24 protein-coding genes are annotated in these 14462 nt (G+C 36.7%); 7 read left to right on the top strand and 17 right to left on the bottom strand.

Annotated elements, in window-relative coordinates; all coding sequences use genetic code 11:
- Positions 1-92 precede the first annotated feature (92 nt).
- Positions 93-728, bottom strand: a complete 636-nt coding sequence (locus ACKTTZ_RS00720; protein WP_034697235.1) for a LysE family translocator — start codon at positions 726-728, stop codon at positions 93-95.
- Positions 729-932: 204 nt separating this feature from the next.
- Between ACKTTZ_RS00720 and ACKTTZ_RS00715 the strand changes: the two genes are divergently transcribed.
- The 4 genes from ACKTTZ_RS00715 to ACKTTZ_RS00700 all read left to right on the top strand — a co-directional run bounded on the left by ACKTTZ_RS00715 (position 933) and on the right by ACKTTZ_RS00700 (position 3685).
- Complete coding sequence (locus ACKTTZ_RS00715) at positions 933-1646, top strand: hypothetical protein (protein WP_253317544.1); 714 nt, start codon at positions 933-935, stop codon at positions 1644-1646.
- Positions 1647-1740: 94 nt separating this feature from the next.
- A complete protein-coding gene (locus ACKTTZ_RS00710; protein WP_407846993.1) occupies positions 1741-2277 on the top strand; it encodes a hypothetical protein in 537 nt (178 codons plus the stop codon).
- Positions 2247-2996 carry a sensor histidine kinase gene (locus tag ACKTTZ_RS00705; protein ID WP_407846992.1) on the top strand — a complete coding sequence of 250 codons (750 nt, stop codon included), beginning with the start codon at positions 2247-2249 and terminating at the stop codon, positions 2994-2996. The genes ACKTTZ_RS00710 and ACKTTZ_RS00705 overlap by 31 nt, the downstream gene beginning before the upstream one ends.
- An 8-nt stretch (positions 2997-3004) precedes the next feature.
- Complete coding sequence (locus tag ACKTTZ_RS00700) at positions 3005-3685, top strand: DNA-binding response regulator (RefSeq protein WP_407846991.1); 681 nt, start codon at positions 3005-3007, stop codon at positions 3683-3685.
- A gap of 64 nt (positions 3686-3749) precedes the next feature.
- Here the strand turns inward: ACKTTZ_RS00700 and ACKTTZ_RS00695 are convergent, their stop codons facing one another.
- The 11 genes from ACKTTZ_RS00695 to ACKTTZ_RS00645 all read right to left on the bottom strand — a co-directional run bounded on the left by ACKTTZ_RS00695 (position 3750) and on the right by ACKTTZ_RS00645 (position 8300).
- On the bottom strand, positions 3750-4013 hold the full coding sequence (locus ACKTTZ_RS00695; RefSeq protein ID WP_034697228.1) for a RebB family R body protein: 264 nt from the start codon (positions 4011-4013) through the stop codon (positions 3750-3752).
- Between the two features lie 85 nt (positions 4014-4098).
- Positions 4099-4356 carry a RebB family R body protein gene (locus ACKTTZ_RS00690; RefSeq protein WP_034697227.1) on the bottom strand — a complete coding sequence of 86 codons (258 nt, stop codon included), beginning with the start codon at positions 4354-4356 and terminating at the stop codon, positions 4099-4101.
- Positions 4357-4440: 84 nt separating this feature from the next.
- On the bottom strand, positions 4441-4698 hold the full coding sequence (locus tag ACKTTZ_RS00685) for a RebB family R body protein (protein ID WP_034697225.1): 258 nt from the start codon (positions 4696-4698) through the stop codon (positions 4441-4443).
- Positions 4699-4775: 77 nt separating this feature from the next.
- The gene (locus tag ACKTTZ_RS00680; RefSeq protein ID WP_034697223.1) at positions 4776-5033 is read right to left on the bottom strand and encodes a RebB family R body protein; all 258 of its coding nucleotides are present in this window, start codon (positions 5031-5033) and stop codon (positions 4776-4778) included.
- 78 nt (positions 5034-5111) lie between these two features.
- Positions 5112-5369, bottom strand: a complete 258-nt coding sequence (locus tag ACKTTZ_RS00675) for a RebB family R body protein (protein ID WP_034697220.1) — start codon at positions 5367-5369, stop codon at positions 5112-5114.
- A 461-nt stretch (positions 5370-5830) separates the two neighbouring features.
- The gene (locus ACKTTZ_RS00670; protein ID WP_156106485.1) at positions 5831-6058 is read right to left on the bottom strand and encodes a RebB family R body protein; all 228 of its coding nucleotides are present in this window, start codon (positions 6056-6058) and stop codon (positions 5831-5833) included.
- 20 nt (positions 6059-6078) lie between these two features.
- Positions 6079-6462: a hypothetical protein gene (locus ACKTTZ_RS00665; protein WP_407846990.1), complete on the bottom strand. Its 384-nt coding sequence runs from the start codon at positions 6460-6462 to the stop codon at positions 6079-6081.
- A 35-nt stretch (positions 6463-6497) separates the two neighbouring features.
- On the bottom strand, positions 6498-7328 hold the full coding sequence (locus ACKTTZ_RS00660) for a hypothetical protein (protein ID WP_034697216.1): 831 nt from the start codon (positions 7326-7328) through the stop codon (positions 6498-6500).
- On the bottom strand, positions 7325-7513 hold the full coding sequence (locus ACKTTZ_RS00655) for a hypothetical protein (RefSeq protein WP_034697214.1): 189 nt from the start codon (positions 7511-7513) through the stop codon (positions 7325-7327). The genes ACKTTZ_RS00660 and ACKTTZ_RS00655 overlap by 4 nt, the downstream gene beginning before the upstream one ends.
- Positions 7514-7551: 38 nt before the next feature.
- The gene (locus ACKTTZ_RS00650; protein WP_034697213.1) at positions 7552-8067 is read right to left on the bottom strand and encodes a hypothetical protein; all 516 of its coding nucleotides are present in this window, start codon (positions 8065-8067) and stop codon (positions 7552-7554) included.
- A 17-nt stretch (positions 8068-8084) separates the two neighbouring features.
- The gene (locus tag ACKTTZ_RS00645; RefSeq protein WP_034697211.1) at positions 8085-8300 is read right to left on the bottom strand and encodes a RebB family R body protein; all 216 of its coding nucleotides are present in this window, start codon (positions 8298-8300) and stop codon (positions 8085-8087) included.
- Between the two features lie 387 nt (positions 8301-8687).
- Between ACKTTZ_RS00645 and ACKTTZ_RS00640 the strand changes: the two genes are divergently transcribed.
- Positions 8688-9767, top strand: a complete 1080-nt coding sequence (locus tag ACKTTZ_RS00640) for a hypothetical protein (protein ID WP_034697210.1) — start codon at positions 8688-8690, stop codon at positions 9765-9767.
- A 70-nt stretch (positions 9768-9837) separates the two neighbouring features.
- Here ACKTTZ_RS00640 and ACKTTZ_RS00635 read toward each other — a convergent pair whose 3' ends face one another.
- On the bottom strand, positions 9838-10719 hold the full coding sequence (locus tag ACKTTZ_RS00635; RefSeq protein WP_407846989.1) for a CPBP family intramembrane glutamic endopeptidase: 882 nt from the start codon (positions 10717-10719) through the stop codon (positions 9838-9840).
- A gap of 175 nt (positions 10720-10894) precedes the next feature.
- Here ACKTTZ_RS00635 and ACKTTZ_RS00630 point away from each other — a divergent pair, with 175 nt between their 5' ends.
- The gene (locus ACKTTZ_RS00630) at positions 10895-11467 is read left to right on the top strand and encodes a helix-turn-helix domain-containing protein (protein WP_034697208.1); all 573 of its coding nucleotides are present in this window, start codon (positions 10895-10897) and stop codon (positions 11465-11467) included.
- An 87-nt stretch (positions 11468-11554) separates the two neighbouring features.
- Complete coding sequence (locus tag ACKTTZ_RS00625) at positions 11555-12094, top strand: nuclear transport factor 2 family protein (RefSeq protein ID WP_407846988.1); 540 nt, start codon at positions 11555-11557, stop codon at positions 12092-12094.
- A 91-nt stretch (positions 12095-12185) separates the two neighbouring features.
- Here ACKTTZ_RS00625 and ACKTTZ_RS00620 read toward each other — a convergent pair whose 3' ends face one another.
- The 4 genes from ACKTTZ_RS00620 to ACKTTZ_RS00605 form a co-directional block, all read right to left on the bottom strand.
- Entirely contained in the window at positions 12186-13019 is an 834-nt protein-coding gene (locus ACKTTZ_RS00620) for a DNA adenine methylase (protein WP_407846987.1), read from the bottom strand.
- 178 nt (positions 13020-13197) lie between these two features.
- Positions 13198-13551: a hypothetical protein gene (locus tag ACKTTZ_RS00615; RefSeq protein ID WP_407846986.1), complete on the bottom strand. Its 354-nt coding sequence runs from the start codon at positions 13549-13551 to the stop codon at positions 13198-13200.
- Entirely contained in the window at positions 13548-13964 is a 417-nt protein-coding gene (locus ACKTTZ_RS00610; RefSeq protein WP_407846985.1) for a hypothetical protein, read from the bottom strand. Before ACKTTZ_RS00610 ends, ACKTTZ_RS00615 begins: the two co-directional genes overlap by 4 nt.
- Position 13965: 1 nt before the next feature.
- Positions 13966-14460 carry a hypothetical protein gene (locus ACKTTZ_RS00605; protein ID WP_407846984.1) on the bottom strand — a complete coding sequence of 165 codons (495 nt, stop codon included), beginning with the start codon at positions 14458-14460 and terminating at the stop codon, positions 13966-13968.
- Positions 14461-14462 lie beyond the last annotated feature (2 nt).

Here is a 14462-nt window from a genome sequence, read left to right as displayed (position 1 = left end):
ATTCGCGGTGCATAACCATGATGCTTTCTTCAAGTCAGATTTTATATGAATATACACCGGAATTCGGAACAGAAAGAAACCTGTTCCGGATTTTATTTTGCTTTTGAAAATGCCATTTTTATGGCTAAATAGGTTAATACGCTGGCCATAAACCATTTCTGAACTTTTATCCACATCGGATTATTGGAAAAGAATAAGGCAACTCTTGCAGCTGTTAATACAATGATAAAATTGATGCTGAAGCTGATCAGAACCTGAATGATCCCAAGTTCCAGACTTTGGGTAAATATCGAACCATACTCTGGTTTGATGAACTGAGGAAAGAAAGACAGGTAAAACACAGCCACTTTCGGATTCAGTACATTCGTTAAAAAACCAATGGTGAAAAGCTTTTTGGGACTATCATGAGCAACATTTTTGTCAACATCAAAAATATTTCTGCTTTTAGGTTTGATAGCCTGATAAGCAAGATATAAAAGATAGACAGTTCCCAGGGTTTTAAGAACGGTATAAGCAAGTGGAACAGCCAGCAAAACAGCTGTAAGACCAAATGAAACCATGATGATATGGAATAAAAATCCACATACCACTCCGGCTAATGAGATAAACCCGGACTTTTTTCCCTGCGTTATAGACTTTGAAATCAGATAAATCATATTGGGACCAGGGCTGATTACTAAAATAAGTGCGGCCAGAATGAAAAATATAAGCTCGTGAAATGGAATCATGCTAGTACATATTTAAATGAAGAGGTTTCCGGTGCAAAGATAAGGGGTGTTTCCGGTTTAATTTTATCAGAGACACAAGAAAAAGTATTTTTTTTCAAATTATATTTTATTTTCCACCTGAATGTGATTTAAAAAATAGAGCAGTCTGTTTTTTTTGTAAATTTCAACTCATAAAATAATTATCATTCACAAATAAATATTATCATGACTACTGAAAACATCTTTGAAGCTATCAGAAAATGGAAACATCTTATTGATTCTTACAAAAACGGAATTGATACAAATGGAGCAGAAATTTTGAATTATTTGAATCAGGGAACTCACTTCAGCGTTTCAGGTGAAGACATTGAACAATGGAAAAGAAATCTTGGAACTACGGAGTTCCCAATGATTCATGCCTATGTGGGAATTCATGAAGGTAAGCTGAAATTTTTCCTCATTGATTCTAAAAGTGATAAAGATGCTCATTTCAATACCATTCTTGTTAAAGATTTCTTAGTAGAATTCGGTGAATCAAAAATAGAAAGCAGCAATGATATTGTGATAGATGTTCCTCCCATTACTGCTGAATCAGCTATTAACCGTAACTTCAGATGGAATATGTTTGGGACTTCTTGGATGCAGGCTCAGAAAACAGAAGATATTTTTCAATTGATTTCCATACCGTTTTCAGATTATGAGAATATTGGAATTACAGAAGGGCAGACATGTACCAGTTTCTTTGGACTTACAGATGATCTGGAAAAAAAAGATTCCGGATTCCCTTATCATATCGAAATCATTACAGTGAAAAGTCTGGCCATTAATCATATGAGCGAGACTGCTGAAAATTATTCTACACCAAGGCCTCCTTTTACGATTATTGATACTCTTAATGATTATCAACTTCTGAAGCAAAGCACCAGTGTTTTCGTATAACAGCCTATCCCTGTATTTACAAATTATAATTAATCTCGTCTTATGTGCCGGATTGATTGTACTGATAAAAGAAGGGATCAAAACAAAACTTCCTGTGATTATACTGCTCTCAGGAGAATTGATGCTGGAGCTGACGGACTTAACGGACCGGCTTATGAAATTAAATACACTCAATATCTACAATTATACATTGAGTCAGTTTTTTGGTTTGATGATTCTTACGGTGATTTATAACCATTACTATATCCAGCTTTCCCTTAAATTAAGATGGATGATCTATTGTTATGCTGTATTGGCATTGATTACTAATCTGTTATATGTGCAAGACGATACACGGATTACTTTTTATTCCAATATTATCACCAGTATTATTATTTGTAGCTATGCCGCTTCTTATTTTATGAAAATCATTAGGGAAGGCAGAGCAGACAGGGATATGTTTATTGTGAACATCCTTGTTTTCCTGTTTTTTTCTATAGAATGTATCATATCCACTACCTTTAATTTTTTAATCAGCAATCATCTGAGTTGGGTAGCACCTATCTGGCTTTTTAGAGGGATCTTACTATTGTCTTTTTATATAGCATTTATTAATCTGGGATGTGGCGTTGGGAAAATCAGGATCAGATAGTTGTATGGATATGGATCGGTATTGGATTGTTTTCTTTAACAACATTATTCGTTACGTTGTTGGTGATTAGTTATTTAAAAAGCATAAGGAAAAATAAACAGAAAGTCTCCCGTTTGGTCCGGAATTCAAAAAATGAATATTGGGAAAATATACTGCTTTTACAGGAACAGGACCGAGAACGGCTGGCAGAAGAACTTCATGATAACATTATTTCACAATTGAATCTAATCCGTTTGAATCTCAATGATAAAAAACCGGAAGATCTTAATCATGATTTAAAAAAATCAATGCAATTGATACGGGAGTTATCTCATAACCTTACGCCACCTGATCTGGATGAGGTTGAGCTGGTAGATTTAATTGCAGATTATCTTGATCAGATCAATAAAAATATAGAGGTTATTTTCCACCATATGACGATAAGGACAACCATCAGTAATCCTGTAAAACTTAACCTTTTCAGAATTATTCAGGAATTAATTACCAATATTTTAAAACATGCTGAAGCCACCAGAGTGGATGTCTCCTTAAGAATCTCTCTGAACTATTTGATATTAACCATAGAGGATAACGGACGGGGATTTATCATAGAAAAGCATTCGGGAGGTATTGGGCTGAGAAATATTCAGTCCAGAGCACAAAAAATTAAAGCAATTTATAAACTTAAGACACAGCCTGAAAAAGGCACAAAATTCATTGCCTGTATGGCTATACAATAAAAATAAACATGGAACACTCAAAAATTAAAATCGGAATTGTAGATGATGACCTGCTGTTTGTACAGCTTTTGAAAAATTATATTGAAAATAACGGAGACTATCAGGTGGTACTTACCTCAACAGGAGGATATCAGTTTCTCAAAGAACAGGATTCTGCCTCTTTAGATATTCTTATTCTGGATCTGAGGATGACCAATGGCGATGGCCTTGAAGTCATGGCCGAACTGGCTCACAGAGAAACCGAAACAAAAATCATTGTTCTTTCCAGTTTCTACCGTCGTTCATTCATGGGGCAGATGCTGAAAATGGGAGCCCATGCTTTTTTGCCCAAAGAAATTGAACTTGAGGAATTATTATCCGTTATGAAGACGGCTTATCATACCGGACATTATTTTTCCAATGACCAGATTGATGTCATGAGAACCCAGCTTTCCAATAAGCTTCCTGAGTTTCATGCATTCTCCAAAAATGAACTCACAGAAAGAGAAATAGATGTTTTAAAATTGGTTTGCCAGCAGTTGAGCACCAAAGAAATTGCAGATTCATTGTTTATTTCACCCAAAACAGTAGAAACTCACAAGACCAATCTGATGATCAAAACCGGAGTGAAAAATATGGCCGGACTTGTCATTTATGCCGTACAGAATAAGGTGATCGATCCGGATGAAATTGTATTATTTGATAAATAGTTTGATCCAAAAAGAATCAGGGAGCACATTATTGTACTCCCTGATAACAAGAAATCTAAAAACACTATAATTTAGGATGTAAAATTTTAGCAATAGAAACTGCATCTGCCACAGTATCCAGGCTGTAGATCTGAATAACACCTTGTGTAGTGGCTGCCTGACCTAAGATATTCTGTTGGTTTTGTGCATTTACTGCATTTTCAAACATAATTCCTGTAGAATGGGCAGCAGATTGATAGACGTTGGCCAAAGCCATTGCAGGAGATTCTCCTACTACTTTTACGTTCGATTGCGTTACTGCATCTGTGATTTGTTCGTTTACTGGCATAATGATTATTGTTTATTTGGGTTAAAAAACAACCGGAATTTCCGGTTGTTCGGATAATGGTATTTAAGCTGTTCGCAAAAAGTGATTACGGATTAAGGATCTTTGCAATTGAAACTGCATCTGCAACCGTATCAAGGCTGTAGATCTGTGCGATACCTTGTGTAGTGGCCGCCTGAGTAACAATGTTTTGCTGGTTCTGGGTATTCACTGCGTTTTCAAACAGGATTCCTGTAGAATGTGCGGCTGATTGATATACGTTGGCCATAGCCATTGCAGGAGATTCAGCTACTACTTTTACGTTCGATTGCGTTACTGCGTCTGTGATTTGTTCGTTTACTGGCATAATGATTATTGTTTATTTTGGTTTAAAAAACAACCGGAGTTTCCGGCTGTTCGGATAAGGATATAAGCTGTTGGCAAAATGGGATTACGGAGTAAGGATTTTAGCAATAGAAACCGCATCGGCTATCGTATCCAGGCTGTAGATTTGAGTCACCCCTTGTGTAGTGGCTGCCTGAGTAACAATATTTTGTTGGTTTTGCGTGTTAATTGCATTTTCAAACATAATTCCTGTGGAATGTGCTGCAGATTGATACACGTTACTTAGAGCCATTGCAGGAGATTCTGCTACTACTTTTACGTTGGATTGAGTTACTGCGTCTGTGATTTTTTCGTTTACTGGCATAATGATTATTGTTTATTTGGGTTAAAATCACCGGGTTTTCCGGCGGATTAATTTATTCTGCGGTCTGCAAAATGTGATTAAGGTTTAAGAATTTTAGCAATAGAAAGCGCATCAGCGATGGTATCTTTACTGTAGATTTGGGTCACACCTTGAGTAGTGGCTGCCTGGGTAACAATATTATGTTGATTCTGAGCGTTCGTTGCATTTTCAAACATAATTCCTGTAGAATGTGCAGCAGATTGATACACATTACTTAACGCCATTGCAGGAGATTCTGCTACTACTTTTACGTTAGACTGCGTTACCGCATCTGTGATTTGTTCATTAACTGGCATAATGAGTAAGGTTTATTAGGTTAAAAACAACCGGGCTTTCCGGTTGAGGTCAATTGCTTTGATCAAATAGCTTAAAAATTAAGGCTTAAGGATCTTCGCAATAGAAACTGCGTCTGCTACAGTATCCAGGCTATAGATCTGCAGGATTCCCTGAGTGGTCGCTGCCTGGCCTAAAATGTTCTGTTGATTTTGCGTATTTACCGCATTTTCAAACATGATTCCTGTAGAATGTGCTGCAGATTGATACACGTTGGCCAAAGCCATTGCAGGAGATTCTCCTACTACTTTTACGTTCGATTGCGTTACTGCGTCTGTGATTTGTTCATTAACTGGCATAATTGTAATTGTTTTTTTGAGATCTGATCTCGGTTAATAAATTATTGAGGTAAACTAGTTTTATGTTGGAGTTTTAAACTCACCACAGATCCTGCAGATGAATAGACTTCAAAAGCATTGGTATTAACAGGTTATGAATAAATTGGATCTGAAGGGTGGCTCTGAATACAATGGTTGAAACCCTATCTGTAAAATCTGCGCGAGTTTAAACCCTATTTTTTTGTAAAAGGATGCGGTCTTTATTTTTAATATCTGTCTCAAAAATAAATTCCTGCTGCAGGTATACTGGCAATGCCGGATTCCTTTGGGCTAAAGACGGATTCTGAATGATTGCTTTTGGACATTAACAGTATCTGAAAGCGGTGCGAAAATAAATGTTGACCTGATTGTATTATGCTGAGGGCACCGGATTTCATCTTTGCAGGGAAATAAACCGCATCCGTAGTTTTTAAAGACCTGGATTAAAAACGTTCTTTTTTAATGGCCTCCATTTGTTTGAGCTTTATATTTTTTGGACTCATTTTTTTTAATCCCATTACATAATGGCTGATGCCGGTTATGGCATTCCGTTGTTGGTTCAATGCAGAATTGATCTGCATCTGTCCGGTAGAGTGTGCGCTTACCTGTGCGGAAATAGCCTGAGGTACAGCGGTAGACATTCCTGTAACGATTGTATCAATTTCGTTCATATTCATTGATTTTGGTGGTTCTAAGTTTGGATGTTGCCTAATCTTGTATTCAGCTTATTCATTCGCTCCATTATTTTAAGCTCTTTCTCTTTTACCTTTGCTGTTGAGGCTTCCTGTAGTTTTTTCAGCTGTTCTTCATAATTCATTACAGGAGTTTCAGGCGGTGGAGGAGTGACCACGGGAACAGGAGCTGCTTCATGCTGTTTTACGGCTTCTTCCAGTTTTTCAAGAAGAGGAGCCAGTGACTTCATAGTCTCTTTGATGGCTTTTTCCTTGATATAAGTAATGATTTCGTCTTCATGCCTTAAAACAAAAGGCATGATTTCTTTTTCAACCATTTCAGGTTCTGTCACAGGCATAGGCGGCCTGGGAGTGGGAGTTTTCTTACGGTTTTTTCTGTGCATAAGTTGTATTTTTATGAGATAAGAATATCTATTTATTACAGCAGATAATTAATAAATGCAGCAGCAGATCTCCAGTCCCGGTTGATTTCTTTCACTACATTATATCCGGTAATCTCCAGGGCAATACAGGCTGAGATGGCACTGGCCGATAACATTTCTTTAAGTTGGTTAGGAGGAAGCGTTAGGATGTAATCATCCGGAATCACGGGAGGTGTACCGTTATTTAGAGTTGTTTCGTGTACGATAATACTCAGGATTTCCTGAAAATAATGGGCAATCAGTTTCGAGGCCTGAAACTCCAGTTCTCTTTTTAATTCTATGATTTCATTCTGGCTTACCAGTTCCGAAATAGCTGATACATCCACATCATGTACCGAATACTGTGCTTCCCCTGTATTAGATGGTGTAATCGTAATATCGGTTTTGAGTATACATTTTGATTTTTCAAGATTGATGGTAAGAAGCTTTGAATCCAATTCGGGAGAAGCCACTTCACCTAAAGTGCTGAGAGGTAAAATTCTCACATTACAGTAAAAGGCTTTCGGATCATCCAGTTTGACCATAATCACGGCTATTCCCGTTGATTGATCCTTAGGTTCTACCACAAAACACTGAAAATGATTGTATCTTTTTCCTAATCTGTTGACACAGTTCACCAGTCTTATGGAAGGCTGAACATTAATATCCGATGTCTGAAGATTAAATACAAAACGTTCCGCATGAGGATCATTCTTTTTGGTATCTGCACTTTTGGGATTCGGATAAAGAATATCATTGCTTCTGGTCAGATAAAGTCTTTCATTCAAATCATTTAAACTTTCCAGGTTTAAAATCTTGGCAGGTTTGGTTGCTGAGGAGTAATTCATCTCTTATTTATTTTAATTTTTTCAATGAGTTGGGCTATTATTGTTTTTTTCTTGGGATTAACTTCCGTTTCTATAGAAGAAATTACCGCTTCTTTAATCTCTGGTTTTACGAGTGGCTGTGTCAGTTTAACTGACTTTAATACTAATTTTCCCCCATGATCAGCCGTTATAAAGCTTTTTCTCATACTTTCTTTTTCTGATGAGACTTCTTCCGGAACCGGATCTACTCGTTTTTTTTTTCAGATTCTTCATTTTCAGGAGAAACTTCCGTGTAAGATGGGGGAGAAGGAAGGGCTTCTGAAACAGGAAGCGTATTGACATTATAAATAGTATTGGAAATCTTAGCCTTTACTTCAGCATAATCACTTACCATTTTGAATAAGTCTTTCATCATCTCATTGCCTTTTCCTGCATCCTGACCTTGAATGTTTTCTGCCATCTGAACAGAGGTTTCTTTACTGCCCGGAGCCGGCCCGAAAGTCGTTCCGTAGGTCAGGAGATTATTGGCCAGCCTGCTCAGGGCAATTAAACCTACCTGCTCAAATCCTTTTAAGAAAGACTGTAAATCCTGAACCATCATTCCTGTAGACTGTTCTATCATTACTTTGGTTACTCCGGTCATTGGAGAAGCTTTAGGCGGTGCCAATACCTCACTGTTCACAAATACTACAGCTTTCTCCGCCGGAGTGGTAGCATTGGCTGCCTGGGATTGTTGGGTTTCACTGTTGTTTTCACTCATGATGGTAAGGTTTTAAATTATCCTTTTAAAATTTTAATGGCATCTGCAACAATCGCAGGGTTGAGCTGGTTCAAGTTCTGCTGGTTTGTCACAGAATTCTGAATGGAAATTCCACTGGCATGCGTGGCCATCTGGTAAAGCATACTCATAGCCTGTGCGGGAGACTCACCAAGTACCGTAACGTTAGTCTGCGTTACTGCATCTGTAGTCTGGGTGTTTACTGTTTCTGCCATATTCTGGTTTTAATGGGTTACTATTTTTTTTTTAAAATCTAATGTTGACTATGAGATTGTTGATCTCTTTTGTCTGATACAAATTTCATCAAACAAAATAAATCTTCATTAAGGGAAAAAACGGAATTTTAAAAAATAAGGGAATTCTCCTATGAGTGAAATTTTAAGCATGAGTTTTTGCTATATATGAAAGTTTACTTAATTAAATACACAAATACATCATCTGTGAATACGGGTAAACCCTGAATTTCTGAAAATGGGTTTTTCCCCTTTAACGAGTCAGAATGTTTCCGCAGAAATTTGTGTTATTAATATGGATAAAAACTCTGGAAGTCAGAATAGAGAAAAATTTCAGAAATCAAATAAATAACCTTAAATAAAACGATTATGAGCATTATAGGAAAATACAACAATTTGTTTTTCAGTGCAAAAGGAACAAATAACAAAGCTAAGATAGGAATCAGGCTGAAAAACGGAAAGATAAAAGCAATGACTGTGCAGGAGGTCTTCAATACCTACTTTATAAACAGCAGGGAAAACGAAAGAAAGATGCTGGAAACCCTGGAGCTGATGGGAGGAGATATAAAAGATATCATTCAGGTACTTGACATTTATAATGCAGATTATTTGTCTGAAGGAGACTATAAATTCAACCATGATCAGTGGGAAAGTGACAAATATGAAAATGAAAGAAAAAAAAATTATGGGGATGTCAGCGAAAAGGAAAGGTATGAAGTTAATATCATCATGAATACCCAGGTTATTACATCTTCTGTATATCGGGATCTGCAGCAATTGTTTTTTATCAAAAAATTTCATGAAAGAAGATGGGATAACGGAAGTAAAAGTAAAGAATTTATGAGACAAAGACTTAGTTTATTGAGAAATGGAACAGAAGGTAGTCCTGATCTCCAGACGATGACATTCTACAGAACAATGGGAGAAACAGAGTTTAAAGGAATAAGTGAATGGGCTGAAAAATATAGGGCAGAAGGTGGAAATATTAAAACTGATCTTACTTTCCATCATGAAATAATGAATACAAAGGTATTTGCCAACGATAATATACCGAACGAGATACCTGTTCGTCACCATTTGGGTGGATACAGCCAGGCCAGATGGTATGCGAGACCTGACAGGCATCAGTTTAAATTTCTCGTGCAGTTTGTATTGAATAAAAATGCTAAAGGATTCTTTGGAAAGCCGGACCAGTTAGTTTTACAAAGAACATCAAAGAATAGTAATTCTGCGGTAGCAAAAATTAAATCATGGTTTGAAGATAACAAAATACCGTTTGAAGAAATAAGTAATAGTGAAGGCCAAAAAGCAGGCAGAATAGGCCTTAAAAATGAAGATAAGGAAGGAGAGGGATTAAGTATTTCGCTAGGTGAGAGCGGAGATACTCAGGAAATATTTCAGGATCTGCTCAGCAGAATACGGCTTATTGAAGTAATTGCTCCGGAATAGATTTTTCAAAATTAAGAATATAGTAAAAAGACAGCCCTTTCAATAAAAGGCTGTCTTTTTAATAAACAGATTATGCTGAAAGTGGACGATCCTCATCCAGTTCTTTCCTCTTCCTCCAGAAGAAATAAGCCACAACAGCTGTTGCAATAGGCAGAGCAATACCAAACTCATCAATATAATAATTGGTATTTCCCGTATCTACAGTGAGAGGAGTAAAAATAGACTGTATAAAAAGGTTATGACTGGCATGTAAAATAACGCCTGTCCATAAACTCCCGGATTTTAATCTTAACCAAGTGAAAATAAAACAGGCTGCAAATATCATAACCGTAAAACATAGAAGGGCTAACCATTTAGGCCCACCTGTATTATAATTGGAAAAAAGAAGGAGAGGATAATGGTAGATCGACCAGATCACACCCATCCAAAGGGAAGTAGCGGTATAAGAATTCATTTTGGCCAGCTGAGGAGTCAGAAGACCACGCCAGCCTATTTCTTCCCCTAATGCAGATCCCACCGAACGTACCATACCAAAACTGCTCATCAGAATAACATAAAGAATGATTGTGAGACCATCTGAAAGGTTCCAGCCCATTCCTTTGCCAATTTCCGCGACAAACTCATGATTATAAAAACCACCAGCTCCACTGATCCAGATGATGAGATAAGGAACTAAACTGTAAAGAATGGGAATACAATACGCCATGATCTGGTACTTTGTCAGTCCCCATTTCCATCCCAGAGAAGAAATCGGGATATTCCGGATACGGCAGGTAAGGAGTGCTGCTATGGCAGGACACCACATAACAATTGTTGCATAAGAGATCATCCCGCCGCCAAGTTTTCCTGTACGGATACACATATAATAGACAGGAAGACAGAAAAGCAGAGTAAGAATCAGATAAGTAGCAATATTCTTCCTGATTTCGGATTTGGATATCGTATTTTCCATAAACTGATTGGGTGTTGGTGTTTGTAAATGACTGACAAATAGAAAGTTATTTTTAAATAAAAATACACTTATTTTTTATATGAATAATAATTTAAACATCAATGGAGGTAAGAAAAAAATTTAATAAGGAAAACTGTAAATTAGCCAAAACATTTTTTTCAGAATATCCCAAACGATGTCCAAGCTAAAAGCCATAAGAGAACAAAAAAATCTGACCCAGGAAGAGCTGTCAGAACAATCCAAGATTTCCGTAAGAACCATTCAAAGGATAGAATCCGGAACAGAACCTAAAGGGCATACGTTAAGAGCTCTGGCACAGACTCTGGAAATAGAAGAAATTGAATTGCAGCAGGATCAACCACAAATAATTTCAGAAACAGATGAGGTTGAAATAGAAGTAAAAGAAGAGGAAGCTCCAATCAATTATTCATACATTAAAATCATTAATCTTTCGTCACTCATCTTTACCCTTTTACCGCCACTGAACATTTTTGTTCCGCTTATTCTCATGCATAGTATGAAGCAGAGAAACAGTCTGGCCAGACAGATTATTTCTGTTCAGATGATCTGGACAGTGATGGCACCTATTACCTTCATGCTCGGCATCTTTTTAAAGTTCGGAAAACAGTTTACCCTGATCCTGATGATCCTTATTGTGCTTTCCAACGTGTTTATTATCCTTCGCAATGCCGCCGAAATAGATAAGAATAAAAAACTCTATTTTAGACTGAAATTCAGCATGATATAAAACCTGTCATGGCTTTGTCTGGTTTTTGTCGGGTTCATTTTTAGCAGAAAAACGAAAGGAAATTGAATCTTTGTCAAAAAAATAACAATGACAAAGTCTTCAAGATTGAGCCTTCCTTTTTTTATGCTGTTCATGAGTATCATGCACGCACAAACAGAAAAAACAGATCCTCTTTATAAAACCATTATGTCGAAAGACAGCCTGTTTTTTTCTGTAGGATATAATACCTGCAACATACAGCAGATGGAAAATCTGTTGAGTGATAGCTTTGAATTTTATCATGATAAAGGAGGTTTCGAGGACAGGAAAAACTTTATCATTGATTTTAAAAACGGATTGTGCAAATCCCCGGAAACCTATCAGATAAAAAGAGTACTGGTTGATAAAAGCACAGAAGTTTATCCCATGTATAAAGATGGGAAGATCTATGCTGCCATTCAGAACGGAGATCATCTGTTTTATGAAAAGATGGGAAGCCAAGCCGGGAAATTAGTGGGAGAAGCAAAATTCACCCATTTATGGATACTGGAAAATAATGAGTGGAAGCTTAAAAATTCATTGAGTTTTAATCATCATCCGAAGCAGACTACCGATAGTGAAACCATGTTTGATAACGATCAGTTATAATCGCAAAAACTAATTATCTCAAATTTCTGAACAAAATATCCAAAAAACTTGGCTAACGAATATACAAAAAGCGTCCACGCGGGACGCTTTTTTAGTTATTATTTCTGTATATCATTATATCTTCATAGCCTGCATTATAGGTTAGCTGTGTACCAACCGTTACTGTGGTCGCACCATCAAAGGGACTATGACAATAACCGTTATTTTGCATCCATTCACACAGTTCTATTATTTGGCTTTTGTTGCTGGTAAAATAAAAATAAGAGCTATCCTCAATAGTTTTGAGTACATTTAAATAGTCTGCAAGCTTCCAATAATCTTCACGGTTGTATGTGGTAGTATCGGTAGACAGATAGGGCGGATCAACTAAAAAGACTACATTAGGATCATTTCTGTATTCAGCAAACAAATCCCGATAATCCTTCTTAATCCTATGTACTCCTTCCAGATAGTCTTTTGCGTTATAATCACTTAACCGGACTTTATTATAAAACTTTTCTTTTTTCAACTGTTCAAAACTGATTACATAATTCATAGAGAAAAGCAAAGATGAAGAGATCGTAACCCAATCGATAAAGCCTTTTTCATGGCTTATTCTTTCAATAATTTCACGGTGTAGCTCATCGCTTAATCTTTCTTTATCTTTTCTATTAGGGTTTTTAGAACAGATAACCCGCAGATCAGCCAGCAAAGTGTTAGTTTTATCAATATTTTCAAGTCTTTGACTATAATTATCAAAATCATTATAAATTACCGTTGCATCAGGATAAACGCTTTTTACGGTGTGGCTGAGCAACCCAGAACCTCCAAATAAATCGACATAGATTGCAGTTGGTGAAAATTCTTTTAAAGCGTTTTTAAAATGTTTTAAAAAACGGCGCTTTTGCCCTTGAAAAGGCAAAGGCGCCTGTGTGTAAGTTTTCATGGTATTAGTTTTTATATGGTTATTAGTTTTTTTATATTTGCAACTCCTACGGTATAGAGCAAACAAGCCAGCCAAAGAAGACTTTTGCGTCCTCCATGGCTGGCTTGTGCTATTTAAAAATACCGTAGGAAGTTTTTTAAATTTGGAGGACGCTTTTATTTCCTACCTCCTATGGAATTTACAGTATAATACCGCTGTCTTTTATCTTTTTTCTCAGCATTGTATTTTCTTCTTTTAATTGTGCGATAATACGCTTATGCAGGTTTATTTCATCCTCCAATAGTTTAATTTTGTTTTCATACATTCCGGTAACCTCTTTAAACTTTAGTTCATAACGGCTGCCGAGATCATCAATAGCATCTTTGTAAAGCTTTACCAATTTATCAGCATTTTCGATTTCCTTTCCCTCATTATCTGCCGAAAGTCCGTCAACCTCTGCCTGCATTTTCTTTTTACCGAATAAAAACCCGGCAACGCCTGTTAGAATAGCTCCTATGAATGTTCCGAAATGTTCAAATAATATTTCTTTCATCTCTTTGTAAATATGTTGTTATAATAATAAACCTGCATTTCCGTAATAGCCTCTTCACAGTGGTTTTTGCCTAAAATTTTCAGGAACCGTCTCAGCCAGGTATCTTTTTCATACAGCTTTATAAGTCCGGTGACTGCTGAAATAGTTTCGTACCACTTTCCGTACCTGGCATGCTCATTTTTGATTTTTAAGGTGTCATTTAGCAGCTCACCGGCTCCGGCATTGGCAAGACCATCAAAAACAAGATTAATGCTCCGCAGGATAGGGATAAATTGCCTTGAGACCTTATAATCCCATTTTATAAGGTGTTTGCCTAATGTATAGAAAAAACCTACTACAAAAAGCGTTAAGAAAATTGGTATCCCAATAATCATAAAGCCTATTTCAAGCAATAATTTTAATACTGTCTTCATGTTATATTTCGTTAATTTCTATGTCAAACATTGGAATATACATTCCCATAAACTGAGCGAAAATATCTACCAAATGCACAGATTTGGTTTTGATAAGAAAGCGGATGTACTGCACAGATTTGGCTTTTAAAACCTCTACTTTTTCTTCAATGATCTTATCTTCATCATCTGTAGTTCTGAGGGTTCCCTTCAAAACTCCGTTTTTACCCATGATTTCCTCTACATTACCCTCATGGATCATCCAGTCGGGCATTTCTAAGCGTTTGTAAATGATATTACCTTCACGTAGTGTCAAATATTGACGGACATTGACATAGATGCGATCTTCGTCTCCTTCCATGTCAGGGGTGTTAAATCCCGTTACCACTAATTTGCGGGCAAACTGCGGGTATATAGGATGATCCGGCAGTGCTATTTCATGCCATGATTTACCGGTGTTTTTTATGGCATCTACTACAGCCTGTACTTCAGGCGATAATACGAGTTCTGTTTTCATGA

This window comes from Chryseobacterium sp. KCF3-3 (assembly GCF_045865955.1).
Classification (GTDB): Bacteria; Bacteroidota; Bacteroidia; order Flavobacteriales; family Weeksellaceae; genus Chryseobacterium.
This window is presented reverse-complemented; position numbering and strand designations above follow the sequence as displayed.